Origin of the sequence: Nocardia sp. NPDC050413 (assembly GCF_040655475.1) — a bacterium.
Classification (GTDB): domain Bacteria; phylum Actinomycetota; class Actinomycetes; order Mycobacteriales; family Mycobacteriaceae; genus Nocardia; species Nocardia coubleae.
Genome location: NZ_JBFAJZ010000012.1, coordinates 153,526 through 177,348, shown reverse-complemented (window position 1 = coordinate 177,348; position 23,823 = coordinate 153,526). Strand labels below are relative to the sequence as shown.

Below are 23,823 nucleotides of genomic sequence, written 5' to 3'. Positions count from 1 at the left end.
GTACTGCACTCGACAGGGTGTGGGAGAGTAGGACACCGCCGGACAATCATTCACGAAAGCCCTCTGACTACGGTCAGGGGGCTTTCGTCGTTTCCGGACCAGGAAACCACCTCTGAGCTGGGCGGGTACGCCGCTCGTTGCTTGATTGTTATCGCCGACAACAAATCCTTTGCTCAATCCGCTGTGCAATCGGACGGCCTCGAATAAGTTGTCGAGCACAACATTCGCTCCAGCTCGTCCGCCCAGCGGGCGGTGGTTCCACGAAAGGCCCACCCTCATGCGTCAGGGGATCTTCGGCATCGCGGCCGTCTCGATCGCACTTCTCACCTCGGTCACCGCCTGCGGCGGTGATGACAGCAGCTCCAACTCGGGCAGCGGCGCCAAGATCGGCGTGATCCTGCCCGACAGCAAGACCTCGGCGCGGTGGGAGACGGCGGATCGCAAGTACCTGCAGCAGGCGTTCGACGAGGCCGGGATCAAGGCCGACATCCAGAACGCGCAGGGCGACAAGAACGCCTTCCAGACCATCGCCGACCAGATGATCACCAACGGCGCCTCGGTGCTGATGATCACCAACCTCGACAGCGGCACCGGCAAAGCCGTGATCCAAAAAGCCAAGGCCCAAGGTGTCACCGTCATCGACTACGACCGGCTCACGCTGGGCGGCGGTGCGCCCTACTACGTCTCGTTCGACAACGTGAAGGTCGGCGAGCTGATGGGCAATGGTCTGGCCAAGTGTCTGACCGACAAACAGGCCGTGAAGCCGGTCGTCGCCTACCTCAACGGCGGTCCGACCGACAACAACGCGACCCTGTTCAAGAACGGCTACGACGGTGCCTTGGCGCCGAAGTTCGCCGCGGGCGAGCTGGTGAAGGGGCCGGACCAGGCCGTGCCGGAGTGGGACAACACCAAGGCAGGCACCATCTTCGAGCAGATGCTCACCGGTACACCGAACCTCGGCGGCGTCGTGGCGGCGAACGACGGGCTGGCGAACGCCGCCATCGCGGTGCTGAAGAAGCAGAAGCTCAACGGGCAGGTGCCGGTGACGGGTCAGGACGCGACCGAGCAGGGGCTGCAGAACGTGCTCGCCGGCGATCAGTGCATGACCGTCTACAAGGCGATCAAGCTCGAGGCCGCCGCGGGCGCGAAGCTCGCGATCGCGCTGGCCAAGGGGGAGAAGGCCGAGGCGAACAGCACCGTCGACGACCCCGAGTCGAAGACGAAGGTGCCCGCGGTGCTGCTCGAGCCGAAGGCGATCTTCAAGAACAACGTCAACGATGTGGTCGCCGACGGATTCGTCGACAAGGCCGAGCTGTGCGCGGGTGAGTTCGCCAAGCTCTGTGCCGACAACGGCGTGCGCTGATGGACACCCCGGTCATCGAATTACGGGGTATCGACAAGAGTTTCGGCCCCGTCCATGTCTTGCACACGGTTGATTTCTCGGCCTATCCAGGCGAGGTGACCGCGCTGGTCGGCGACAACGGCGCCGGCAAATCGACCCTGGTCAAATGCATCGGCGGCACCCATCCGATCGATGCGGGCGAGATCCTGTTCGAGGGCGAGCCGGTGCAGATCGGCAACCCACGTGACGCCGCCGAGCTCGGCATCGAGATCGTGTATCAGGACCTTGCGCTCTGCGACAACCTCGACATCGTGCAGAACATGTTTCTCGGCCGCGAACGCAAGCACGGGATCGTGCTCGACGAATACGGTATGGAGGAACTGGCCGGGCGCACCCTGGCCGGGCTGTCGGTGCGGACCGTCAAGTCGGTGCGGCAGAAGGTGGCGAGCCTGTCGGGTGGTCAGCGTCAGACCGTGGCCATCGCCAAAGCGGTGCTGTGGAACAGCAAGGTGGTGATTCTGGACGAACCGACCGCCGCACTCGGCGTCGCCCAGACTCAGCAGGTGCTGGAACTGGTGCGCCGGCTGGCCGACAAAGGGCTTGCGGTGGTGCTGATCTCGCACAACATGAACGACGTGTTCGCGGTCTCCGACCGGATCGCGGCGCTCTATCTGGGCCGGATGGCCGCGCAGGTCCGCACCACCGACGTGACTCATTCGCAGGTGGTCGAGCTGATCACCTCCGGCCGCAGCGGCAGTCTCGGGGTGAAGGCATGAGCACGACGGTGACGGAGAAGAGTACGGCCGCGACGGCTCCGGTCAGCGAACTGGTGAACTCGTATGTCGGACGGGTGCGCAGTGGGAACATGGGGGCGTTGCCCTCGGTGATCGCGCTTGTGGTGCTGTCGGTGGTGTTCTGGATCGCGCGGCCGGTGTTCATGACGCAGGGCAATATCGCGAATCTGTTCACCCAGGGCGCCGCGATCGCGGTGATCGCCATGGGGTTGATCTTCGTCCTGTTGCTCGGCGAGATCGACCTGTCGGCCGGGTTCACCAGTGGTGTGTGCGCGGCGGTGCTCGCGGTGCTGCTCACCGACAAGGGCTGGCCGTGGTATTCGGCGGTGCTCGTCGCGCTGCTCACCGGGGTGGTGATCGGGCTGGCCATCGGGGCGATCGTGGTGAAGATCGGGGTGCCCTCGTTCGTGGTGACCCTCGCGGCGTTCCTCGCGCTGCAGGGTGTGGCGCTCAAGATCATGGACAACGGGCGCAATATCTCCATCCACGACGAGACGATCCTCGCCATCGCGAACAAGAACGTGCCGCCGCTGCTCGGCTGGGTGATGTACGCGGTGCTGCTCGCCGGGTTCGGGTTCGTGCAGTACCGCAAGTTGCGGGCGCGTACCCAGCTCGGGCTCACCGGCGAGAGTGCCGCGGTGGTGACGCTGCGGATCGCGGCGGTGGCGGTGGTCGCCGGTGTCGCGGTGGCGATCCTCAACGACGAACGCAGCCGCAATCCCGAAGTCAACTCGCTGCAGGGCATGCCGATCGTGGTACCGATCATCGTGGCGTTGCTGCTGCTGTGGACGTTCGTGCTCAACCGCACCTCGTTCGGGCGCCACATCTACGCGGTGGGCGGCAATGTGGAAGCGGCTCGGCGCGCGGGCATTCCGGTGGACCGGATCAAGATCAGCGCCTTCGTGCTCTGTTCGACGATGGCAGCGGTCGGCGGTTTGATCGCCGCGTCGCGAGCCAACTCGGTCGATCCCAACACCGGTGGCTCCGATGTGCTGCTGACGGCGGTCGGTGCGGCGGTGATCGGCGGCACCAGCCTGTTCGGTGGTCGCGGCCGGATGCTCGACGCGGTGCTCGGTGCCGCCGTGGTCGCGGTCATCAACAACGGGATGGGCCTGATGGGCTACAGCGCGGGCACGAAATTCGTTGTGACAGGATTTGTTCTGCTGCTCGCGGCGGGGGTGGACGCGCTGTCGCGCAAGCGTTCGCTGCCAGGAAGTTGACCGACGACGGGGAAGGGAGGTCCGGATGAAAGCAGCACCCTCCCCGGACGAGATCCGCCGTCGGAATCTCGCGGTGCTGCTGCGCCACGTCCACGTGAGCGGACCGTTGTCGCGGGCGGAGCTCGCCGAGCGAATGGGCTTGAACCGCAGCACGATCCTCGCCCTGACCACCGACCTCGCCGCCGCGGGGTTGGTGCGGGAGGAGTTGCCGGGACAGACCGGGAAAGCGGGGCGGCCGTCGCTGGTGGTGCGCCCCGAATCCGACCGGGTCTATGTCCTCGCGCTGGACGTGGGTGCCGACCGGCTCGCGGTGGCGCGCGTCGGTTTGGGTGGCGCGATCATCGACCGGTGTGAAATGCCGCGTGATACGGGCACTTTCGATCCGGAGGAGGTGATCGCCGAACTGGCGCGGATGACGGAATCGATGATGGACGCCGCGCACAAGGGTGCGGTGTGTGTCGGGGTGGGCCTCGCGTTCTGCGGGATGGTGCGCGAGCGCGACGGGGTGGTGCGGTACGGGCCCAATATCGGGTGGGTGGATGTGCCGGTCGGGGCATTGCTGTCCGAAAGGCTCGGTGTGCCTGTCGCGGTGGGCAACAACGCGAACCTCGGGGCGATCGCCGAGCGTGAACGTGGTGTCGGGGCGGGGGTACGCGACCTGATCTACCTGCACGGTGAGGTCGGGATCGGCGGCGGCGTCATCATGGGTGGCGAACTGCTCGGTGGCGAAGGCGGATACGGCGGCGAGGTCGGGCACATGATCGTGAATCCCGGCGGCCGGGCCTGCCGGTGCGGCTCGCGGGGTTGTCTGGAAGCCGAGGCCGGTGAGCTCGCCCTGATAGCGGCGGCCGGTCGCAGCGACCTGACCGGCCGGGCCGCGGTCGCGGCGATCGTCGACGCGGCCGCGCGCGGTGACGCCGACGCGCGCGACGCGCTGCACCAGGTGGGGGACTGGCTCGGGTACGGCGTGGCCAATCTGGTCAACGTGTTCAACCCGACCATGGTGGTGTTCGGTGGGGTCCTGCGCGAGATCTATCTGGCTGCCGCGGCGCAGGTGCGCAGCCGGCTGGCGGTCGACGGGCTGCTCGCGGTCCGCGAGCGGGTCCGGTTGCGCACCTCCGCGCTCGCCGACGACGCCCCGCTCGTCGGCGCCGCCGAGCTGGCCTTCGCCGAGCTGCTCACCGATCCGTTGCAGACCCTGGCTCGCTCGCAAAACTCCTGACCTGCGTGCGAGCACCGAGTAGATTTGCCGATATGCCAAGCGACCTGCAGCTGAAGATCATGAACGGCGTTCACCGTGCCCTGCTCGCCGTCACCGGTGGGCGGATCGGCAAGACCGTGATGGGGATGCCGTCGCTCGAACTCACCACGATCGGACGCAAGTCGGGTCAGCCGCGTTCGGTGATGCTCACGGCTCCGATCCTGGAGGAGGACCGGATCGTCGTCGTCGCCTCGCGCGGCGGCGATCCCACCCATCCCGCCTGGTTCCTGAACCTGCGCGACAACCCCGAGGTCGAGGTGGCCGTGCAGAACGGTCCGCGCGAGCCGATGATCGCCCGCGTCGCGACGGAAGCCGAACGGGCAGACCTGTGGCCGCAGGTCGTCGCGACGTACAAGGGATACGGCGACTACCAGACAAAGACCACCCGCGAGATCCCGCTGGTCCTGCTCACCCGGCGCTGACCGGTCAGCGCACCGCGTCGTCGGCGCGCGGGACCACGGTCGAGGCGGGCACCAGATTCCAGACCTCCAATTGCTTGCGGATCTGCTCGGCGGCGTCGATATTGAGCGGTCCACTCGTCCACAGGGCGTAGGGCAGGTTGAAGAAGCGGCCCTCCCGCACCGCCCGCAGGTTGTTGATGCCGGGCTTGCCGCGCAGTATGTCGACCTTCTGCGCATAGGTCTGGCCGGGGTAGTCGACGAACATGATGGCGTCGGGGTCGGCGGCGGCCAGGCGCTCCCAGGAGACCTTGGTCCAGGTGTCGGCGACGTCGTCGAGGATGTTGCGCGCGCCCGCTGCCTCCAGGATCGCCTGGGGCGCACCGAATTTCCCGCTCGAGTAGATGGTGTCGGTGCCGCTGTCGAAGAGGAAGACGGTGGGGGTCTTCGCAGGTTTCGGTGCGGTCGCCAGGGCCGCCAGCCTGGTGTCGAGATCGGCGGTGACCTCGCCCGCGCGGGAGGTGCGGCCGGTGATGACACCGAGATCGGTGAGATCGGTGCGCAGCGCCGTCCACGGTTCGACCGTGCCGCGCGCGGCGCCCCCGTCGGCCTGGCGGCAGCTCTCGGTGAGCACGTAGGCGGCGATGCCGTCCTTGCGCAAGGCGGCCGGGGTGAGGTTGCTCGCCTCGTCGTAGCCGTAGCTCCAGCCCGCGACCATCACGTCGGGACGTTGCGCGAGAACCGTTTCGCGCGAAGGATATTCGGGGGCGACATCATTGAGGCCGTCGACGATCTCGGCGCCGTAGTGGGCGCGCAGGGTGGCCGCGTCGCGTTGGACGCTGGAGACCGCCGCCACCTGATCCTGGGCACCGAGTGCCAGCACCATCGAGATGAGATTGCCGTCGTTGACGAACATGCGCTGCGCGGGTGCCGGAAAACGGGTCTCCACACCGCAATTGCGGACCGTCACGGCGGTCGCGGATTCGGCGGACGTTCCGGCACAGGCCGCGAGCACGGCGGCGAGTGCGGCGGTGGCCAGGATCCGGCCGGGGTTGTTGTTCATCGTCGTGCCTCTCGCGGGGTGATCAACAGGTGGTCCTCGCCGGTGACCGGATGCCGGACGCGGTTGGCGTCGACACCGAACACTTCGGCGACGACAGCGGGGGAGAGCGCTTCGGCCGGCGGTGCGGGCGGACGCGCACATCCCTTGTGCAACACGATGATCCGATCGCAATAGCGGTCCGCCAGCGACAGGTCGTGCAGGGCGGCCACCACCGTGCGGCGCAGACCGCGGACCAGGGTGAGTAATTCGAGCTGATGGGTGACGTCGAGATGGTTGGTCGGCTCGTCGAGCAGCAGGACGGGGGTGTTCTGGACGAGCGCGCGGGCCAGCAGGACCCGTTGACGTTCGCCACCGGAGAGTTGGCGCACCGGTCGACCGGCGAAGCCGTGCAGGTCGACCGACGCCAAAGCCTGTGTCACACGCTGTTGTTCGCGCGGTGCGTCCAGACCCCACGGCGGCAGGTACGGCGTGAGCCCCAGCGCCACGACCTCGCCGACAAGCATGTCGTCGGGTGGTATCTCGTCCTGGGCGACCAGCGCGACGGTCGCGGCGCGGCGGCGGGGCCGCAGATCGTGCAGGACCTGATCGTCGACGAGTACCCGGCCGGAACGGGGGCGGTGTACACCGGACAAGGTGCGCAGCAGCGTGGTTTTGCCGCTGCCGTTGGGGCCGACGATGCCGACGGTCTCACCCGGCTCGATCGAGAAGTCCACCTCCGCGAGAACCGTTCGTCGGCCGATGGCGCAGGTGAGCTCGCGCGCATGGAGCCTGCCGTGTTCGAGAAGCGGCGGTTCGTCGGTGCTCATGAGGTGCCGAACCGGTAGCGGCGTCTGCCCATCAGCAGCAGGAAGGTGGGGGCGCCGATGAGGCCGGTGAGGACACCGACTGGAATCTCGGTGGGGCGCACCAGCACCCGGGTGGCGGCATCGGCGACCACCAGGAACAACGCCCCGCACAGTGCGCAGGCGGGCAGCAGATCGCGATGCCGTGGGCCGACGATCATGCGCGCGGCATGCGGGACGACCAGGCCGACGAATCCGATCCCACCCGACACCGCGACCAGCACACCGACGAGCACCGCGAGCAGCACGAACAACCCGATCCGCAGGCCCGTCACCGGCACACCGAGGGACGAGGCGGTGTCGGCGCCGAGGGTGAGGGCGTCGAGCCAGCCCGCGATCGCGACCAGGATCGTGGCACAGAGCGCGACGACGGTCAGCGGGAGTGCCAGGGTCGACCAGTCGGCGCCCGCGAGGCTGCCGAGCAGCCAGAACAGCACCGATTCGGCGGCGGCGGGATCGGTGCTGCGGAACACCAGGTAGCTGCTGCACGCGGCGAAGGCCGAACCGAGCACGGTACCGGTGAGCACCAGCCGCAACGGGGTGAGTCCGCCCTGCGCAAGGGCGATGAGGAACACGAGGGTCGCCGCACCGAAAGCGCCCGCGAGCGCACCGCCGGACAACGCCCACATGCCGGCACCCGCGAACAGGCCGGAGGTGATCACGGCCGCCGCACCGACGGCCGCGCCGGAGGAGACACCGAGCAGGTAGGGGTCGGCGAGCGGGTTGCGGACCAGGGTCTGCATCGCGGCGCCCGCCACCGCGAGACCGGCACCGACCACGGCGGCGAGGATGGTGCGCGGGACGCGCAGCTGCCAGACGATGGTGTCGATGCCCGGGTCGGTGGGGGTGGTTCCGGTGAGCCGGGCGCCGAGGGTGTCGAGTACCGCGCGCACGGGAACGGTCTCCGCGCCGAAGCCGGTGGCGGCGATCATGGCGACCAGCAGCAACACCGCGAGCACGGGCAGTGCGAGCGAGATCCGTGCACGGATCATCGCGGGTTCTCCAGAGGCAAGGCGCGGCCCTTTCAGAGGGTGCCCGGCGAGGGAGGTCTGACTTTCGCCGTGAGGCGATCACAGTGGCGCGACCGTCCCGGAATTGCACCGGATTCCCGCACCCACCGGGGATGACCCACCGACTGTAGCGCGGCACCGGGTGCCGGCACAGCGCCGGGTTCGGCTCACGGTAAGGCAAAGGGTGTTCGCCGGTTTGTCCGGTTGCTTGAATCCGGGTATGTACCGACCGAACACCTCTGGGCACGGCCTGCGTGGCCGCGTCACCGCCGCGTTCCTCGCGGTGGCCACCGCCGCGACTCTCGGCCTGACCGGATGCGCGGGCGGTGACGACAAACCGCTCGGCACCCCCGATACACTGCTGCCGACCGAGGTTCCGCCGGGCACCACCCTCGTGGTCGCCGACCAGCAGGAGCGGTTGCAGCACGCGCTTCGGCTCTCGGGCGAGCTGGACAAACTGCCGTTCAAGATCGAATTCGCGAACTTCGTCGGAGGGCCAGCGATCCTGGAGGCATTCAGGGCCGGGGCGGCCGATGTTGGCCAGGTCGGTGACGTACCGCCGATCCACGCACTCGCGGCGGGACAGGACGTGCCGATCGTCGGCTCGTACCAGACCAATCCGCAGGCGCTGAAACTCGCTGTCGCCCCGGGCTTGTCGATCACGAAGCTCACGGACCTGAAGGGGCGCAAGATCGCCTACGCCGAGGGCACCGCCCAGCAGGCGGCGGTGTTGAAAGCGTTGAGCAAGGCGGGTCTGAAAACCGGTGACGTGCAACTGATCCGGTTGCAGCTCGCGGAGTTCCTCGACGCGGTGCGCACGGGACAGGTCGATGTGGCGCCGCTGATCGAACCGAATGTGACCAGGTTGCTGCGCACTCCCGGCACGTCGCTGATCCCGGATTCGGAGACGAGCGGCATCTACAGCGGGCTCGCCTATCTGTACGCGCGGCGTGCCGTGGTGCAGGATCCGGCGAAGGCGGCCGCGACCCGGGCGTTGGTCGGCGCGTTCGTGCGGGCCTGGCACTGGACCAACACCCACAGTGCCGAATGGGCCGACGCGTACTACGTGCGCAACCAGAAGGTGAGCCCCGACGACGCGCGGCGGATCGTGGAATCGCTCGGCACCTATACGTTCCCGCACCTGGACCAGCAGTTGGTCGCGCGTCAACAGAGCACGATCGACGCGATCGATGCCGCCGGTGAGTTGCCGAAGAAGATCACCGCCGCCGACGGTTTCGACCTGCGTTTCGACGCGGCGGTCACCGAGGCCGTCACCGCGAGCGGCGCGGCCTTCGCCGGGGCGGTGAGCTGATGGCGACCCTCGAAGCCGGTGTGGTGCGGCGTGTCCGGGCACACCGGACCGGCGAGCCCGAATTGGCTCCGCGTGGCCGCGGCAAGCGAAGGCTCGGCCCCGGCAAGCCCATTCCGTTCGGTTTCGCGCTCGGTCCGGCGTTGCTCGTCGGCGCGTGGGTCGTCGGATCGGCCACGGGTGCACTGGATCCCGAGACATTGCCCGCACCGTGGACGGTCGCGCGGACGGCGGGGGAGTTGATCGCGGACGGGCGATTGCAGTCCAATCTGCTCACCTCGCTGCAACGGGCGGTGATCGGGCTGGTGCTCGGTGTGGTGATCGGGGTGGTGCTCGCGCTGATCGCCGGGTTGAGCCGGGTCGGGGAGGCGCTGGTCGACGGCCCGGTGCAGATCAAACGCGCCATTCCGACGTTGGCGCTGATCCCGCTGTTCATCGTGTGGTTCGGGATCGGCGAGGAGATGAAGCTGATCGTCATCACGACCAGCGTGCTGATCCCGATCTACCTCAACACCCATGCGTATCTGCGCGGTGTGGACGCGCGCTATGTGGAGCTTGCCGAGACGGTCGGGCTGTCGCGGTGGGGATTCCTGCGCCGCGTCGCACTGCCCGGGTCGTTGCCCGGCTTCTTTCTCGGGCTGCGGCTCGCGGTGACGATTTCGTGGCTGGCGCTGGTTGTCGTCGAACAGGTGAACGCGACCAGCGGCATCGGATATCTGATGACGCAGGCGCGCACCTACGGGCAGATCGACGTGATCGTCGTCGGCCTGGTGATCTACGGACTTCTCGGACTCTTCGGCGACCTCGCCGTGCGGACAACGGAACGGAAGGTACTGGCATGGCGACAGACGCTGGGCGACTGATCGAGCGCGACGACCGCGCGGTGGTGCGGACCAGGGGCCTCACCCGAGGCTTCGGGCAGCGTGTCATATTGCGGGGTATAGATATTGCGATCCGTCGCGGAGAGTTCGTGGCGCTGCTGGGACGCAGTGGGTCGGGTAAGAGCACGCTGTTGCGCGCCCTGGCCGAACTCGACGGACAGGTACCGGGCTCCGGAGAACTGAACGTGCCCGGACGGCGCGCTGTGGTGTTCCAGGATTCGCGGCTGCTGCCCTGGGCACGGGTACTCGACAATGTGGTGCTCGGACTCACCGGCCGCGACGCCGCCGAGCGCGGCCGGTCAGCGCTGGCCGAGGTGGGCCTCGGTGGACGCGAGAAGGCTTGGCCCCGTGAGCTTTCCGGTGGCGAACAACAGCGGGTGGCGCTGGCCCGATCGCTGGTGCGCGAGCCGGAACTGTTGCTGGCCGACGAACCGTTCGGCGCGCTCGACGCCCTCACCAGGATCCGCATGCACTCGCTGTTGCAGGCGCTGTGCGCACGGCATCAGCCCGCCGTGTTGCTGGTGACCCATGACGTGGACGAGACACTGCTGCTGGCCGACCGGGTGCTGGTCCTCGACGAGGGCCGTATCGCCATCGATCAGCGCATCGACATCGCCCGACCGCGCAGGCACGCCAACCCCGAGTTCATCCGGTTGCGTGAGGTGCTGCTGGCCGGGCTCGGCGTGGACACCACCGACCTCGAGACAGTGAAGCAGGCATCGTGAACGCACCGCGGCAACTGAGTCTGAACGCCTTCATCTACCCGTCCGGTCATCACGAGGCCGCTTGGCGGCATCCCGACAGCCGGCCGGACCGCATCTACGACGTGACCTACTACCAGGAGATCGGGCGCACCGCGGAGGCGGCGAAGCTGGACGCGGTGTTCTTCGCCGACGGCCCCGCCTTGCGTACCGACGTGCGCCACAATGCCGCCCCCGGGCTCGAACCGATCACGTTGCTCACCGCGATCGCCTCCGCCACAACGCATCTGGGGCTCATCGCTACCGCGTCGACCACGTACTACGAGCCGTACAACCTCGCACGGTTGTTCTCCTCGCTCGACCACATCTCGGGTGGTCGGGCCGGCTGGAACATCGTCACCACCGGAACCGACCTGGCGGCAGCCAATTTCGGTCTCGACCGGCATCCCGATCATCGTGAGCGGTATGCCAGGGCGCGTGAATTCGTCGACGCGGTGGTCGCGCTGTGGGACAGCTGGGAGGACGACGCGATCGTGCTCGACCGGGCGGCGGGCATCTACGCGGACGCGGACAAGATCCATCCGATCGATTTCGTCGGTGAATACCTGCGGGTGCGTGGACCTTTCAACTCGGCCCGGACACCACAGGGGCGGCCCGTGCTGGTGCAGGCCGGTGCCTCCAACGAGGGCCGTGCGTTCGCCGGCCGGTACGCCGAGGCGATTTTCACGGCGCACCAGCGCCTTTCGGATGCCCAGGCCTTCTACGCCGACATCAAGGCCAAGGCCGCGGAGTACGGGCGCGACGCCGAGGAGGTGCGGATTCTGCCGGGCATCAGCCCGTTCACCGCCGACACCGAGTCCGCGGCGCGGCGTCTGGAGCGTGAGTTCAACGAGCTCACCGTGCCGGAATACGGGTTGAAGCAACTGGAATCGATCACCGGGACGTCGCTGCGCGGGTACGCGCTCGACGAGGTGGTGCCGGTGGAGGTCTTCGCCGGGGCAGGCGATGTCACCGACAATGCGCGCAGCAGGCTGCAGGTGGTGGCCGGAATCGTCGAGCGCGAACGACCGACGTTGCGCGGATTGCTGCACCGATTGGCCGGTGCGCGCGGTCACCGGGTGATCGCCGGAACCCCCGAACAGGTCGCTGACACCATAGAGGAATGGTTCACCCACGGCGCGGCCGACGGATTCAATGTGATGCCGCCCTGGTACCCCGGCGGACTCGAGGTGTTCACCTCGACGGTGGTGCCGATCCTGCAGGAGCGCGGGCTGTTTCGCACCGAGTACTCGGGAACGACATTGCGCGACCACTTCGGACTCGCCCGACCCGCGAGCCGATTCGCGCCCGAACCGGCGAGTGTTGGATGAGCGACGAAAGTTGTTGTCCGGCTGATAGCGGTGGATCGGTTGCCGGGCGGTGATGCTCGACGATTCTCCTGTTCGGCTGCGGACGCTTGTTCTGCCGGTCTTCGCGCCGATGGTGTTGTACGGCATCGGGACCGGTGCCGCCGCGCCGATGTACGCGCTGCGGGCCCTCGACCTCGGTGCGTCGGCGGGTGCGGCCGGGTTGATCGTCGCGTTGAGCGGGCTCGGCATGGTTCTCACGGACCTGCCCGCCGGGCGGATCGTCGCGCGGATCGGGGAGCGGGCCGCGATCGGTGTCGGCAGCGGGCTCGGTCTGGTCGGCGTGGCCGCGGCGATCCTCGCGCCGAATATCGGTGTGCTGGCGGTGGGTTTGCTGCTCATCGGTGCGGCCGGCGCGGTGTGGGGGCTGGCCCGGCAGACCTATCTGGTTTCGGTGGTGGCACCGGAGCAGCGCGGGCGGGCCCTGTCGACATTGGCTGGTGCGCACCGGTTGGGGTTCTTCGGTGGGCCTTTCCTCGGCGCGGCACTGGTGCACGGGTTCGGTCCGATCGGGGCACTGTGGTTGCAGCTCGTGACCACCGTGCTGGCGGCCGCGGCGATGCTGACGATCGGGTCGGGCGCCCCGGACGAGCCGTCGTCGCGGCCACTGCACACGGTGGTCTCCGAAAACCGCAGGGCACTCGGCACTCTCGGCCTCGCGGCGGTCGCGGTCGGGGCGGCGCGCGCGTCGCGATCGGCGCTGCTGCCGCTGTGGGCCGTGCACCTCGGTATCGACGCCGCGACGACGAGTCTGCTGTTCGGGCTGGCGGGTGCGCTCGACGTGCTCATGTCCTACCCGGCCGGAGTGTGGCTGGACCGGGCGGGCAGCCGCGTCACCGGCGTCGCCTGCGGCATCTGTTTCGCCGCCGGTTACGCGGCATTGCCTTTCACCGATTCCGTGCTCACCATGGGCGCGGCCACCATGCTGCTCGGCCTGGCGAACGGACTGAGCAACGGTCTCATCATGACCGTCGGGGCGTTCGCCGCCCCACCGGACCGGCGCGCCGAATTCCTCGGGGCGTGGCGCGTGACCCACGACGCCGGGATGTTCGCCGGGCCGGTCGCGGTCGGGCTGGTCGGCGCCTTCGCCGGGCTGGCCGCCGCTGGTGGGCTACTCGCGGGCATCCTCGGGCTCGGGACGGTCGCGATGTATCGGTGGTTCCCCGGGCCGATCTCGCGTACCGACGGCTGACCAGCCTTGCGGCCCACGGCTGTCGGCTATCGAACCGGTGGCTGCCACCCGGGATCGCGACCGGTGACACCGAGGATTCGGTCGATGAGCGTGGCATCGGGGGAGACCGGTACTTCGGGCCCGTAGATTCCCATGCCGCGCCCTTGCTCGGCGGTGGCCGCGGTTTCGGCGTAGACGTCCGCGAGGAGATCGTCGTCCCACGACACCGGCGTGCCGAGCGCTCGGGACAGGTCCCAGCCGTGCACGATCAGCTCGCCGACGACCATCCCGCCGATCATCGCCGAGGGCAGTTCCGTCGGTCCACCCATGTGGGTGACGCCCGCCCACGCCGCGGGCTCACGCCAGATGGTGGCGAGTTCGTCGAGCTGCGTTTCGAGGGCGGCCGCCCACTCTGCGGTGACCAGGTCGACGTCGGATTCGGCAGCGGCAGGCGGCGGAACACTTTCCTTACGACCCGCCCCGATCAGCGACGGGCCCCAGAACAACAAGTGATTCAGCAGAGCTCGCACATCGAACTCGGCACACGGTGTCGGCGCGTTCAGCTGATCCGGTGTGACAGTACGGATGATCTTCGACAACGGCACCGCAGCGCGGGCCACACGTTCGTTCTCGGACATAGGGCGAGCAAACCACCGGCCGCCCACCCGTGTCTTGAACAAACGCGACATACACTGCCGGCGTGCAGCGAGACCCACGGGAACTCGGCGGTGCGTGGCGCACCTCGCAACGCCACACCTTCACCGAGCCGCCCGCCGAACTGGCGGGATACGTGGAACGGTTCTGGGCGGTCGCCTGGAATTACGACCGGCCCTACCGCCAGCTCGTCGTACCGCTGCCCAACGTCCACCTCACCTGTCGGGACGGGCGTGTCGAACTGCACGGCCCGTCGTCCGCACACGTGTATCGCGAGCTCTCCGGCATCGGTTCCGTGTTCGGGGTCGCCTTCCGACCGGGGATGTTCCGGCCGTTCCTCGGCGCATCCGTCGCGTCGTTGCGCGACCGAACGATCGACGCCACAACGGTTTTCGGACCCGGCGTGACAAGTCTCACGGATCCCGCAGCGGCCTGCCGGTTCCTCGAAGCCCGGCTGCCCGCGCCCGACTCCCGCGCCGATCTCGCCGCGCGGGTGGTGGCCGGTATCGCCGCCGACCCCACCGTGACCAGGGTCGACGAGGTTGCGGATCGGTTCGCGACCACGGTGCGTGGGTTGCAGCGGCTGTTCGCGGAGTACGTCGGAATCGGTCCGAAATGGGTGATTCGGCGGTATCGGCTGCGGGAGATCACCGAGCGGCTCGAGAACGGAGGCGAGGTCGACTGGGCGGGGCTGGCCGTCGACCTCGGATACGCCGATCAAGCCCACCTCAGCCGGGATTTCCGCACCGTTTTCGGGGAACCGCCGACGGGTTACGCCCAGCGATACGACGGCTTCGGCGGCTGACGCTCGTCGGGCCGGGGCCGCGGCGGCCGCCCCTACAGTGGAGATATGTCGACGTTCGAGCGGCATCCGTCCACCGTCGCGGACTACGACGACGCGCGACGGCGGGAACGGCTGCGTGAAACCCGGGCAGGACACGGGCGTTGGGGGCGCGCCCGACTGGTGGTGATGCGCGCGGTCGGTGTGGTCCTGATCGGGCTCATCGTGTTCGCGCAGTACTGGAAATACGATGTGACGCCCGAGCGGGCTCGGCTCGAACAGACCGCGCCCGACCTGCTGCCGGTTGCGTTGCCCGCCGATTCCCGGAACTGGGACACCGCCGTGGTCGATCTCGTCGGCCTCGGCGGAGTGAACGCCGTCCCGACCGCGTCGGCGCTGCCCGTGCTGAACCAACTCGGTGTGGTGTGGGCGGTGCGTTACGACGACGCCGGTATCGACACCAAGGTCATCGCCGACATGATCGTGCGTGCCGCCCGCTACGGCGCCGTGCGCAATATCGTGCTGGTGGGGCACAGCATGGGCGGGGTGGTCGCGCTCGAGGTGGCCCGCCACATCCACCTGGGCAGTGACCGGCGATTGGTCGGAGTGGTTCTCGACTGCACGCCGATCGACCTCCACGCCGTTCGCCCCGAAAGCCGCAGTCGCGGAGCCGAACTGCTGCGCTGGACCGGCTGGCTGCCGGGCGCGCGGGAGAGCAGACTGCTGCGCTTCACAGTCGAGATGGCCGCCCGGCGTGAACGTTTCACCGTTCCCGGCGCACCGCTGCCCGGGATCGACTTCGGTGAACTTCGCGAGGTGGCCGAAGAAGTGCTGCGCGACAAGATCTTCTCCGAGAACGCGGCGAGCAACGGCCTGATCGAATCGCAGTTCCTGGCCATCGTCGCGGGTGGTGGCGCCGCCGATCTGCGCGCGCTCGCCCGGCCGAACCCCGATCGCGAAAGCCCGGCCGTCGTGTTCATCCGCCCCGGCGACGCCACGCGCGACGACGTCGTCGATGTCGAGTACTCGCGCCGGGTGCTGGCCGAGCACGCGGGCGGGGTCGACGGCAACCTCCTCGTGGTGCGGGCGGCCGGAACCGGTCACGCGAACCCGATACAGCGACCGCGCGAATACAACGCCGCGATCGAGTCGCAGGTGCTGCCGTTCCTGTTCCGCTATCAGCAGGCGGTCCGCGACCGCCGGTGAGGAATCAGCGCACCCGGGAGCCGAGGATGGTGCGCACCCCGGCGATGAACAACTGCAGGCCGAAGTCGAATCGTGCGGTGGCGTCCGGTGTCTCGAACAGGGGAGTGTTGTCGGCGGGCAGGGCGCCGACCGAGTCCATCTGCATGCGCGACTGCTCGTCGACGGTCTGGCCGAGTACGTAGTAGAGCAGGGTGTAGGCCGTGAGTTCGGCTTCCTCCCTCGTCATGCCTGCCCGGATCACGATGCCCGCCAGCCGTTCTCGCGCCTTGCTCGTGGTCAACCGCGACGCGTAGGTCGCCGAGACCAGTTCGGCACCGTCACGGTAGGCGAGCAGGCAGTCGCGCAGCCGATGCGCGAGCTCGGTGAGCTGCTCGGGCCACTCGGTGGCGGCGATCGGCTCGTCCATGGGTGCGAGGATCCGGTCGGCCACCGCGCCGAGCAGCGACTGCTTGTCCTTGACGTGCCAGTACAGGGCGCCCGGCTGCACCTGCAGCGACCCGGCCAACCTGCGCATCGTCAGATCCGCCAGCCCGTACTGATCCAGAATCGTCACCGCGGCGTCGACCACGTCCGTCTTCCGCAGCTGCACAGGTGTCCTTCCGCCGATTCGCGACCCGAGTGTCGTGACTCACTACTTCCCGCTACCCTATCCTGAACACCGTTCAAGTTGCACGGCCACCACCATCACCAGCGGCGCGTGCACGCCCCCGACGAAGGGACATCACGTCGTGACGCAGGCACCCGTCCGTACCGACATTCTCGCCATCGCCCGTGAGCAGGTGCTCGAGCGCGGCGTCGGCCTCACCGAGGAACAGACCGTCGAGGTGCTGCGCCTGGGCGACGACCAGCTCGAAGCCCTGCTCGAGCTGGCCCACGAGGTCCGCATGAAGTGGTGCGGGCCCGAGGTCGAGGTCGAGGGCATCATCAGCCTCAAGACCGGCGGCTGCCCCGAGGACTGCCACTTCTGCTCGCAGTCGGGCCTGTTCCAGTCGCCCGTGCGCGCCGCCTGGCTCGACATCCCCAGCCTCGTCGAGGCCGCCAAGCAGACCGCCAAGACCGGCGCCACCGAGTTCTGCATCGTCGCCGCCGTGCGCGGGCCCGACGAGCGGCTGATGGCGCAGGTCGCCGCAGGCGTCGAGGCCATCCGCAACGAGGTCGACATCCAGGTGGCGTGCTCGCTCGGCATGCTCAACCAGGAGCAGGTCGACCAGCTCGCCGCCATGGGCGTGCACCGCTACAACCACAACCTCGAGACCGCGAAGTCGCACTTCCCGAAGGTCGTCACCACCCACACCTACGAGGAGCGCTGGGACACCCTGCGCATGGTCCGTGAAGCCGGCATGGAGGTGTGCTGCGGCGGCATCCTCGGCATGGGCGAGACCATCGAGCAGCGCGCCGAATTCGCCGCGCAGCTCGCCTCGCTCGAGCCCGACGAGGTGCCGCTGAACTTCCTCAACCCCCGCCCCGGCACCCCCTTCGGCGACCTCGAGGTGCTGCCCGCCGCCGACGCGCTACGCGCCATCGCCGCGTTCCGGCTCGCGCTGCCGCGCACCATCCTGCGGTTCGCGGGCGGTCGCGAGATCACCCTCGGCGACCTCGGCGCCAAGCAGGGCATGCTCGGCGGCATCAACGCGGTGATCGTCGGCAACTACCTGACCACCCTCGGCCGACCGGCCGAATCCGACCTCGACCTGCTCGGCGAACTGAAGATGCCGATCAAGGCGCTCAACGAAACGCTGTAAATCGCTGTGTACGATCGGGAATCGACCAGGGCCGAGACGGCGACCGAGGAGGTGACCGCCATGGACGAACGCTACAACCCGTTCACGGGCAAGCGGATCGTGCCAGGGCTCGACGACGCGATGCCCGCGGCCGCCGCGCTCGGGCTGGAACCACCACGGTTCTGTGAGCAGTGCGGGCGCCGGATGGTCGTGCAGATCAGCCCGGACGGCTGGTGGGCCAAGTGCTCGCGGCACGGCGTCATCGAATCGGCCCAGCTGGAACGCCGGTAGTGGACGCGGTGAGCGAGCCACGGCCGCAGGTGCTGCGCCGCGAGGTGATCGGCGTCGGTGCCGTGATCGTCGCCGTCCTCGCGGTGAGTGCTGCTGCCGGTGTGGTGTGGGGTCTGCTCGCGCCGACCGAACGGTTGCGGGTGACCCAGCCCGGCCGGGCCGCGGTGCTCACCGGGGAGAGCATGCATCTGTTCGACGCCGTCGGCATGTTCCTCTGTATCGGTGCGGCGGTTGCGGTGCTCACCACGATCGCGGCCTGGCGGGTGCGGATCGTGCGTGGGCCCGCGCTCGTGCTCGGCCTGCTGTTCGCCTCGGCGCTCGGGGCGGCGATCATGATGTGGACGGGGGAATGGGTTGCGGGCCTGCGGTATCCGCGTCCCGATGACCCGCCCGTCGGTCAGATCATCGCCCTGCCCGCCGAAATCGGTACGGACATGGCGCTGCTCGTGCAACCGTTCCTCGCCGCGCTCGTGCTGCTGTTCCTCGCTGCCCTGCATCCCGCCGCCGATCTCGGGTCGGGAGCGGTGGGGCTGCTCGGCGATCTGCGCCCCGCCGATTTCGACGACGACGAAGAAGACTATCGCCTGCCCTACGGAGCCGAACAGTATCGGCCCAGCGGCGATTTCGACCCGAGTTCGCAACCTCGGGGCTGAGCCTTCCCACCGCGCTACCATCGGCATATCGGCAGGTAGAGAGACTGCGCGCGGCTCGAGAGGAGCAGTCGTGGCATTCATCGGTGGTGGTCCCGTCGTCGAGGGGATCGATGCGAAATTCTGGCGGCTCACCCAGCCGCTCACCTATCGAGGTGCGGTCGAAACTTTCACCGTGCCCGCGGGATTCCGCACCGACTTCGCCTCGGTGCCCCGTGCGCTCGTCTGGCTCATACCCCGCTACGGCGCCTACACCCGCGCGGCGATCCTGCACGACTATCTGTGCCGCACAGGTGAAGTCGGGCCGGCGGATGCCGACGGACTGTTCCGGCGCAGCCTTCGGGAAGCCGGTGTATCGGTGCCGCGTCGCTGGATGATGTGGGCCGCAGTGCGATTCGGTTCGCGCCTGCGTGGGGCAACCGCGGGCGATGTCCTCGGCTGGTTCCTGATCGCCGTGCCCTCGGTGCTGTTCCTCGCCGTCCCGGTCGTGGTGGTGACCACCGCACTCGTGGTGTTCTGGTTCGTGGAGCTGCTCTTCTGGGCAGTCGGCCGGGTCGCCACCCGCAGCGAGGTTCCGCCGCCCGCGCCTCAGATGAAAACGGCCTGACCCACGTCCGTGCGGGCCGGAAAATCGGTGGAATCCGTCGGACCCGCTGCCTACCCTGGGGACGACGAATTTTCGGGGGAGGACCTGGACATGAAGACCGAAGACAAGCAGGCACCACCCGCCGAGCGGCCCGACCTGGCAGCTTGGCGCAAGCGCCACGCGCTGCGCAGCTCGTCCGCGGCGACCGCGGTGCCGAGTGGCCGCACCTATCGACGCTCCACCAAGCACCGTGATCGGCGCTACGAATCCTGACGGCTACGCGGTTTCGCGGGTCAGCACCACCAGCGGCAGCGGCTTGTCCACCTTGGACTGGTAGTCGGCGAGCAGGGGGTTCTCGGTGAGCGCCCAGGCGGCGAACTCGTCGTACCGCTCGCCGGTGAGCACGTCGGCCCTGGCTTGGAACTTCTCCCCACCGAGCTCGATCGTCACACTCGGGTTCGCCTTGGCGTTGTGGTACCAGGCCGGGTACCGGTCCTCGATGAACGAACTCACATACAGCACATCGCCCCGATACAGCGCGCCGAGCGGAACCACATGGGGCTTACCGCTTTTCGCGCCCGTGGTCGTGAGCAACAGCAAGGTTGCGCCCGCATAGTCACCACCCACCTGGCCACCGTTCTCCCGGAACTCGGTGATGACATCGTCGTTCCAGCCGGTCATCTCCTCGGCCGAGAACTCCTTGTTCCAGGGGGCATCCGGATCGTCGTAGGAGGTGACTTTTTTCGTATCCGCCGCGTTGTTGTCCATGCGAGCAGTGTGACAGCGACCACCGACAAGTTCGGGCCGCCGACAACGTTCGCCGAGGTCAGGTGGGTGGGCGAAGGGCGGCGAATTCGTCGGTGACGCGCAGGCCCGAGTCGGTGAAGCGGTAGAGGGCCGCGGGGCGACCACCCGCGCGGCCGGAGGGTGCCGTCGCGCCGGTGGGGGTGATGACCTTGCGGCGGGTGAGGACGCGCTGGAGGTTGGTGGTGTCCACGTCGTATCCCAGTGCGGCACAGTAGATTTCGCGCAGCGTCGACATGGTGAAGGTGTCGGGGGCCAGGGCGAAGGCGATATTGGTGTAGGAGAGTTTGGCGGCCAACCGGGTACGGGCATGGTCGACGACGGTGCGGTGGTCGAAAGACATGTCCGGCAGGTTCGACACCGGGTGCCAGGTGGTGTCGGCGGGTAGTTCGGGTTCCGTGGTCAGCGGGACCAGACCCAGATACGCCGAGGCGATGCGGCGTGGGGCGGGCACGCGATCGGGCGCGCTGAACACCGACAGCTGCTCGAGGTGGGCCAGTTCGCGCACGTCGACCTTCTCCGCGAGCTGGCGCCTGGCCGAGGTGTCGAGATCTTCGTCGTCGCGCAGCCTGCCGCCGGGCAGCGACCACGTTCCCTTCTGCGGATCGAGCGCGCGTTCCCACAGCAAGACCGCCAGCTCGGGGTGCTTACCGTTTCTACCTGCGGAAACGTCGGAGCCGAAGCGGCGAACCTGGAACACCGCGGTGAGCGATTCGTGGATGGTGTTACTATGGGGCACGTTTTCGATTCTAAGTCGAAAACCTGGTTTGGTGCGAATCGTGGCGCGGATGCCGCTCGCACGAGGAAGGGAGCCACCATGGCGACGACGACTACGCAGCCGACGCTGATGGGTTCGGTCTTCGACGGACCCGGCGGATACGCGGGTGTCGAAGCGACGCCGGAGTGGGCGAAGGAGGTGCGGCGGCTGGCGCGCGAGCGCAACGCCACCATCCTGGCGCACAACTACCAGCTGCCCGAGATCCAGGACGTGGCCGACCACGTCGGCGACTCGCTCGCCCTCTCGCGGATCGCGGCCGAGGCGCCGGAGGACACCATCGTGTTCTGCGGTGTGCACTTCATGGCCGAGACCGCCAAGATTCTCAGCCCGGCCAAGACCGTGCTCATCCCGGACCAGCGCGCGGGCTGCTCGCTGGCCGACTCCATCTCCGCCGAGGAACTGCGCGCCTGGAAGGCCGAGCACCCGGGCGCGATGGTGGTGTCGTACGTGAACACCACGGCCGAGGTGAAGGCGCTCACCGACATCTGCTGCACGTCGTCCAACGCCGTCGACGTGGTCGCCTCGATCGACCCGGACACCGAGGTGCTGTTCCTGCCCGACCAGTTCCTGGGCGCGCACGTCAAGCGGGTCACCGGCCGCGAGAACATGCACATCTGGGCCGGTGAATGCCACGTGCACGCGGGCATCAACGGTGACGAACTCACCGAACAGGCCCGCACCCACCCCGACGCCGAACTGTTCGTGCACCCCGAGTGCGGCTGCGCCACCTCGGCGCTCTACCTCGCGGGTGAGGGCGCTTTCCCGGCCGAGCGGGTGCACATCCTCTCGACCGGCGGCATGATCGACGCGGCCAAGGCCTCCACGTCGAACCAGGTGCTGGTAGCGACCGAGGTCGGCATGCTGCACCAGCTGCGCAAGGCCGCGCCCGGCATCGACTTCCAGGCCGTGAACGACCGCGCCTCCTGCAAGTACATGAAGATGATCACCCCCGCCGCGCTGCTGCGCTGCCTGGTGGAGAACGCCGACGAGGTGCACGTCGACCCGGCGATGGCCGAGGCCGGTCGCGCGTCGGTGCAGCGGATGATCGCGATCGGCAATCCCGGCGGTGGGGAGTGATCTCCCCCGCGCGATCGAGCGGATAGACGATCATGAACGTCTCGTGGGAGGCCGAGGCCGACCTGGTGGTGATCGGCGGTGGCGTCGCCGGGCTCACGGCGGCCCGCACCGCCTCGCTGCGCGGCCTGCGGGTGCTCACCCTCAGCAAGGGCGGCCCCACCGACACCTCCACCCAGTACGCGCAGGGCGGCATCGCTGTTGTAGCGCCGCAAGGTGATTCGGTCGACTCGCATGTGCACGACACGGTCGAGGCCGGTGCCGGGCTGTGCGATATCGACGCGGTGCGCTCGATCGTCGAGGGCGGGCAGGCGGCGATCGCTGCGCTGACCGATCTGGGCGCGGTCTTCGACCTCGGCCGTGACGGTCAGATCTCGCGGACCCGCGAGGGTGGGCACAGCACGCGGCGCATCATTCACGCCGGTGGTGACGCCACCGGCGCGGAGGTGCAGCGAGCGCTCAATGCCGCCGGGCTGCCGGTGCTCTTCGGTGCAGCCGCGCTACGTGTGGTGACCGGTCCGGAGGGTGTGTGTGGTGTTGTCGCCGTGTCGGACAACGGTTTCGGCGTGGTGCACACACCCGCGGTGCTGCTGGCCACCGGTGGGCTCGGGCAGCTCTATGCCGCGAGCACCAATCCGCCCGGAGCCACCGGTGACGGGGTGGCGCTGGCGCTGTGGGCGGGAGCGGCGGTGGCCGATCTCGAATTCGTGCAGTTCCATCCGACGGTGCTCTTCACACCGGGTGGGGTCGGACGGCGGCCGCTGATCAGTGAGGCCGTGCGCGGCGAGGGCGCGAAACTCGTTGACTCCCACGGTGATTCGGTGACCGCCGGGGTGCATCCTCGCGGTGATCTCGCACCGCGTGACGTGGTTTCGCGGGCGATCGCGGCGCGGATGCGGGCGCTCGGTACCGATCACGTGTTCCTCGACGCGCGTCATCTCCCCGGTTTCGCGCAGCGGTTCCCGACGATCACCGCATCCTGCCTGGCCGCGGGTATCGACCCGGCCCAACAGCTGATTCCGGTCGCGCCCGCCGCGCATTACCAGTGCGGCGGAGTATCGACCGATACGTACGGGCGCACTGCAGTGCCCGGGTTGTACGCGGCGGGTGAGGTCGCCCGGACCGGGCTGCACGGGGCGAACCGGTTGGCGTCCAACAGTCTGCTCGAGGGGCTCGTGGTCGGTGAACGTGCGGGCGCGGCCGCCGCCGAACGCCTCGGGGTGCGCGCGCGGATCACGGAGATCGGTTCGTGGACAGCCGAATTCGCCGAGCGGGCGGTTGTACAGCAGGCGATGACCGAACATGCCTCGGTGGTCCGCGACGGGGACGGTCTGGCGCACGCGCTCGAGCGCATCGAGGCGGAGATCGGAACCGTGACGGTGCCGGATCCCGGTTCCGGTGAGGGGCGGCCGCCTGCTTCCGACGTGGTGTCGGTACCCGGTGCGGCCGGGCTGACCGACTCTCGCGGGGTGATGCAGTCCGAGCCCGGTGTGGCTTTCGGGGACGCCGGCGAATCCGTGTCCGTGTGGGCGCGACATCTGCGGTATGTCGAGGACGCGGCGTTGACCGTCACCGCTCGGGCGTTGTTGCGTGCGGCGGCGGTGCGCGCCGAGAGCCGAGGGTGTCACACCCGCTCGGATCACCCCGATGCGGTCGACGCCCAGCGGCACAGCACGATCGTCCGCCTCGATCCGCGCGGTGGTTTCGATGTGTCGGCTATGCCGGCAGCTACCGCGGTGGTTTGCGTGCGATGAGCGTCGTCGGCCGTTCCGATGGCAACCGCAGTGCGGGGAGGTCGTCGACGGTCTCACGCAGGCCGATCCGTCGACGGCCCCTCGTCGGCGGCCGCTCACTCGGGCGGCCCGGCGAAAACCTGTAGT

The 23,823-nt window shown here is 68.5% G+C and carries 26 protein-coding genes and 1 riboswitch; of the genes, 19 read left to right on the top strand and 7 right to left on the bottom strand.

The window, feature by feature from the left end; translation table 11 throughout:
- Window positions 1–277: 277 nt before the first annotated feature.
- From AB0I19_RS24780 to AB0I19_RS24760, 5 genes are read left to right on the top strand one after another with little or no spacing between them, the layout of a single operon-like run.
- Window positions 278–1,363, top strand: a complete 1,086-nt coding sequence (locus AB0I19_RS24780) for a substrate-binding domain-containing protein (RefSeq protein WP_357151555.1) — start codon at window positions 278–280, stop codon at window positions 1,361–1,363.
- A complete protein-coding gene (locus AB0I19_RS24775; RefSeq protein ID WP_357151553.1) occupies window positions 1,363–2,118 on the top strand; it encodes an ATP-binding cassette domain-containing protein in 756 nt (251 codons plus the stop codon). The genes AB0I19_RS24780 and AB0I19_RS24775 overlap by 1 nt, the downstream gene beginning before the upstream one ends.
- Complete coding sequence (locus tag AB0I19_RS24770) at window positions 2,115–3,356, top strand: ABC transporter permease (protein WP_067644830.1); 1,242 nt, start codon at window positions 2,115–2,117, stop codon at window positions 3,354–3,356. The genes AB0I19_RS24775 and AB0I19_RS24770 overlap by 4 nt, the downstream gene beginning before the upstream one ends.
- 25 nt (window positions 3,357–3,381) lie before the next feature.
- Entirely contained in the window at window positions 3,382–4,578 is a 1,197-nt protein-coding gene (locus AB0I19_RS24765; protein ID WP_357151551.1) for an ROK family protein, read from the top strand.
- A 32-nt stretch (window positions 4,579–4,610) separates the two neighbouring features.
- Entirely contained in the window at window positions 4,611–5,039 is a 429-nt protein-coding gene (locus AB0I19_RS24760) for a nitroreductase family deazaflavin-dependent oxidoreductase (RefSeq protein ID WP_357151549.1), read from the top strand.
- Between the two features lie 4 nt (window positions 5,040–5,043).
- Here AB0I19_RS24760 and AB0I19_RS24755 read toward each other — a convergent pair whose 3' ends face one another.
- The 3 genes from AB0I19_RS24755 to AB0I19_RS24745 are packed head-to-tail and all read right to left on the bottom strand — an operon-like array spanning window position 5,044 to window position 7,912.
- The gene (locus AB0I19_RS24755; protein WP_357151547.1) at window positions 5,044–6,078 is read right to left on the bottom strand and encodes an ABC transporter substrate-binding protein; all 1,035 of its coding nucleotides are present in this window, start codon (window positions 6,076–6,078) and stop codon (window positions 5,044–5,046) included.
- A complete protein-coding gene (locus AB0I19_RS24750; protein WP_357151545.1) occupies window positions 6,075–6,884 on the bottom strand; it encodes an ABC transporter ATP-binding protein in 810 nt (269 codons plus the stop codon). Before AB0I19_RS24750 ends, AB0I19_RS24755 begins: the two co-directional genes overlap by 4 nt.
- The gene (locus AB0I19_RS24745; RefSeq protein WP_357151543.1) at window positions 6,881–7,912 is read right to left on the bottom strand and encodes an iron ABC transporter permease; all 1,032 of its coding nucleotides are present in this window, start codon (window positions 7,910–7,912) and stop codon (window positions 6,881–6,883) included. The genes AB0I19_RS24750 and AB0I19_RS24745 overlap by 4 nt, the downstream gene beginning before the upstream one ends.
- Window positions 7,913–7,939: 27 nt before the next feature.
- Window positions 7,940–8,088: riboswitch (cobalamin riboswitch) on the bottom strand.
- A 62-nt stretch (window positions 8,089–8,150) separates the two neighbouring features.
- On the opposite strand from AB0I19_RS24745, the gene AB0I19_RS24740 reads away from it, so the two are divergent.
- The 5 genes from AB0I19_RS24740 to AB0I19_RS24720 are packed head-to-tail and all read left to right on the top strand — an operon-like array spanning window position 8,151 to window position 13,419.
- Window positions 8,151–9,242 carry an ABC transporter substrate-binding protein gene (locus tag AB0I19_RS24740; protein WP_357151541.1) on the top strand — a complete coding sequence of 364 codons (1,092 nt, stop codon included), beginning with the start codon at window positions 8,151–8,153 and terminating at the stop codon, window positions 9,240–9,242.
- Window positions 9,242–10,102, top strand: coding sequence for an ABC transporter permease (locus AB0I19_RS24735; protein WP_357151539.1), 861 nt, complete (start codon window positions 9,242–9,244; stop codon window positions 10,100–10,102). Before AB0I19_RS24740 ends, AB0I19_RS24735 begins: the two co-directional genes overlap by 1 nt.
- On the top strand, window positions 10,078–10,845 hold the full coding sequence (locus AB0I19_RS24730) for an ABC transporter ATP-binding protein (RefSeq protein ID WP_357151537.1): 768 nt from the start codon (window positions 10,078–10,080) through the stop codon (window positions 10,843–10,845). Before AB0I19_RS24735 ends, AB0I19_RS24730 begins: the two co-directional genes overlap by 25 nt.
- The gene (locus tag AB0I19_RS24725) at window positions 10,839–12,191 is read left to right on the top strand and encodes an LLM class flavin-dependent oxidoreductase (RefSeq protein ID WP_357151571.1); all 1,353 of its coding nucleotides are present in this window, start codon (window positions 10,839–10,841) and stop codon (window positions 12,189–12,191) included. Before AB0I19_RS24730 ends, AB0I19_RS24725 begins: the two co-directional genes overlap by 7 nt.
- A gap of 52 nt (window positions 12,192–12,243) precedes the next feature.
- Entirely contained in the window at window positions 12,244–13,419 is a 1,176-nt protein-coding gene (locus AB0I19_RS24720) for an MFS transporter (protein WP_357151535.1), read from the top strand.
- A 26-nt stretch (window positions 13,420–13,445) separates the two neighbouring features.
- Here AB0I19_RS24720 and AB0I19_RS24715 read toward each other — a convergent pair whose 3' ends face one another.
- Window positions 13,446–14,036, bottom strand: a complete 591-nt coding sequence (locus AB0I19_RS24715; protein ID WP_357151533.1) for a TIGR03086 family metal-binding protein — start codon at window positions 14,034–14,036, stop codon at window positions 13,446–13,448.
- A 62-nt stretch (window positions 14,037–14,098) separates the two neighbouring features.
- On the opposite strand from AB0I19_RS24715, the gene AB0I19_RS24710 reads away from it, so the two are divergent.
- Window positions 14,099–14,857, top strand: coding sequence for a helix-turn-helix domain-containing protein (locus AB0I19_RS24710; protein WP_357151531.1), 759 nt, complete (start codon window positions 14,099–14,101; stop codon window positions 14,855–14,857).
- A gap of 45 nt (window positions 14,858–14,902) precedes the next feature.
- Window positions 14,903–16,039, top strand: coding sequence for an alpha/beta hydrolase (locus AB0I19_RS24705; RefSeq protein WP_357151529.1), 1,137 nt, complete (start codon window positions 14,903–14,905; stop codon window positions 16,037–16,039).
- Between the two features lie 4 nt (window positions 16,040–16,043).
- On the opposite strand, the gene AB0I19_RS24700 is transcribed toward AB0I19_RS24705, so the two are convergent.
- Window positions 16,044–16,628 (bottom strand): TetR/AcrR family transcriptional regulator C-terminal domain-containing protein, encoded by a 585-nt coding sequence (locus AB0I19_RS24700; RefSeq protein ID WP_067498719.1) that lies wholly within the window; start codon window positions 16,626–16,628, stop codon window positions 16,044–16,046.
- Window positions 16,629–16,767: 139 nt separating this feature from the next.
- Here AB0I19_RS24700 and bioB point away from each other — a divergent pair, with 139 nt between their 5' ends.
- From bioB to AB0I19_RS24675, 5 genes are all read left to right on the top strand, one after another.
- Window positions 16,768–17,781: a biotin synthase BioB gene (gene bioB, locus AB0I19_RS24695; protein ID WP_067498720.1), complete on the top strand. Its 1,014-nt coding sequence runs from the start codon at window positions 16,768–16,770 to the stop codon at window positions 17,779–17,781.
- A 60-nt stretch (window positions 17,782–17,841) separates the two neighbouring features.
- Complete coding sequence (locus AB0I19_RS24690) at window positions 17,842–18,051, top strand: hypothetical protein (RefSeq protein ID WP_357151527.1); 210 nt, start codon at window positions 17,842–17,844, stop codon at window positions 18,049–18,051.
- A gap of 8 nt (window positions 18,052–18,059) precedes the next feature.
- A complete protein-coding gene (locus AB0I19_RS24685) occupies window positions 18,060–18,704 on the top strand; it encodes a DUF2567 domain-containing protein (protein ID WP_357151525.1) in 645 nt (214 codons plus the stop codon).
- A gap of 70 nt (window positions 18,705–18,774) precedes the next feature.
- Complete coding sequence (locus AB0I19_RS24680; RefSeq protein ID WP_357151523.1) at window positions 18,775–19,308, top strand: DUF1353 domain-containing protein; 534 nt, start codon at window positions 18,775–18,777, stop codon at window positions 19,306–19,308.
- Window positions 19,309–19,398: 90 nt separating this feature from the next.
- A complete protein-coding gene (locus AB0I19_RS24675) occupies window positions 19,399–19,560 on the top strand; it encodes a hypothetical protein (protein WP_357151521.1) in 162 nt (53 codons plus the stop codon).
- Between the two features lie 3 nt (window positions 19,561–19,563).
- Here the strand turns inward: AB0I19_RS24675 and AB0I19_RS24670 are convergent, their stop codons facing one another.
- Both AB0I19_RS24670 and AB0I19_RS24665 read right to left on the bottom strand, forming a co-directional pair.
- Entirely contained in the window at window positions 19,564–20,055 is a 492-nt protein-coding gene (locus AB0I19_RS24670) for a nitroreductase/quinone reductase family protein (RefSeq protein ID WP_357151519.1), read from the bottom strand.
- A gap of 58 nt (window positions 20,056–20,113) precedes the next feature.
- The gene (locus AB0I19_RS24665) at window positions 20,114–20,830 is read right to left on the bottom strand and encodes an NUDIX domain-containing protein (protein WP_067498728.1); all 717 of its coding nucleotides are present in this window, start codon (window positions 20,828–20,830) and stop codon (window positions 20,114–20,116) included.
- A gap of 78 nt (window positions 20,831–20,908) precedes the next feature.
- Between AB0I19_RS24665 and nadA the strand changes: the two genes are divergently transcribed.
- A complete protein-coding gene (gene nadA, locus AB0I19_RS24660) occupies window positions 20,909–21,946 on the top strand; it encodes a quinolinate synthase NadA (RefSeq protein WP_067498729.1) in 1,038 nt (345 codons plus the stop codon).
- A gap of 32 nt (window positions 21,947–21,978) precedes the next feature.
- A complete protein-coding gene (locus tag AB0I19_RS24655; RefSeq protein WP_357151517.1) occupies window positions 21,979–23,697 on the top strand; it encodes an L-aspartate oxidase in 1,719 nt (572 codons plus the stop codon).
- The last annotated feature ends 126 nt before the right edge of the window (window positions 23,698–23,823 follow it).

Bases quoted from the DNA above. Each gene is read 5' to 3' on its own strand.
- AB0I19_RS24780 (WP_357151555.1), top strand. From the start codon at position 278: ATGCGTCAGGGGATCTTCGGCATCGCGGCCGTCTCGATCGCACTTCTC.
- AB0I19_RS24775 (WP_357151553.1), top strand. From the start codon at position 1,363: ATGGACACCCCGGTCATCGAATTACGGGGTATCGACAAGAGTTTCGGC.
- AB0I19_RS24770 (WP_067644830.1), top strand. From the start codon at position 2,115: ATGAGCACGACGGTGACGGAGAAGAGTACGGCCGCGACGGCTCCGGTC.
- AB0I19_RS24765 (WP_357151551.1), top strand. From the start codon at position 3,382: ATGAAAGCAGCACCCTCCCCGGACGAGATCCGCCGTCGGAATCTCGCG.
- AB0I19_RS24760 (WP_357151549.1), top strand. From the start codon at position 4,611: ATGCCAAGCGACCTGCAGCTGAAGATCATGAACGGCGTTCACCGTGCC.
- AB0I19_RS24755 (WP_357151547.1), bottom strand. From the start codon at position 6,078: ATGAACAACAACCCCGGCCGGATCCTGGCCACCGCCGCACTCGCCGCC.
- AB0I19_RS24750 (WP_357151545.1), bottom strand. From the start codon at position 6,884: ATGAGCACCGACGAACCGCCGCTTCTCGAACACGGCAGGCTCCATGCG.
- AB0I19_RS24745 (WP_357151543.1), bottom strand. From the start codon at position 7,912: ATGATCCGTGCACGGATCTCGCTCGCACTGCCCGTGCTCGCGGTGTTG.
- AB0I19_RS24740 (WP_357151541.1), top strand. From the start codon at position 8,151: ATGTACCGACCGAACACCTCTGGGCACGGCCTGCGTGGCCGCGTCACC.
- AB0I19_RS24735 (WP_357151539.1), top strand. From the start codon at position 9,242: ATGGCGACCCTCGAAGCCGGTGTGGTGCGGCGTGTCCGGGCACACCGG.
- AB0I19_RS24730 (WP_357151537.1), top strand. From the start codon at position 10,078: ATGGCGACAGACGCTGGGCGACTGATCGAGCGCGACGACCGCGCGGTG.
- AB0I19_RS24720 (WP_357151535.1), top strand. From the start codon at position 12,244: ATGCTCGACGATTCTCCTGTTCGGCTGCGGACGCTTGTTCTGCCGGTC.
- AB0I19_RS24715 (WP_357151533.1), bottom strand. From the start codon at position 14,036: ATGTCCGAGAACGAACGTGTGGCCCGCGCTGCGGTGCCGTTGTCGAAG.
- AB0I19_RS24705 (WP_357151529.1), top strand. From the start codon at position 14,903: ATGTCGACGTTCGAGCGGCATCCGTCCACCGTCGCGGACTACGACGAC.
- AB0I19_RS24690 (WP_357151527.1), top strand. From the start codon at position 17,842: ATGGACGAACGCTACAACCCGTTCACGGGCAAGCGGATCGTGCCAGGG.
- AB0I19_RS24675 (WP_357151521.1), top strand. From the start codon at position 19,399: ATGAAGACCGAAGACAAGCAGGCACCACCCGCCGAGCGGCCCGACCTG.
- AB0I19_RS24670 (WP_357151519.1), bottom strand. From the start codon at position 20,055: ATGGACAACAACGCGGCGGATACGAAAAAAGTCACCTCCTACGACGAT.
- nadA (WP_067498729.1), top strand. From the start codon at position 20,909: ATGGCGACGACGACTACGCAGCCGACGCTGATGGGTTCGGTCTTCGAC.
- AB0I19_RS24655 (WP_357151517.1), top strand. From the start codon at position 21,979: ATGAACGTCTCGTGGGAGGCCGAGGCCGACCTGGTGGTGATCGGCGGT.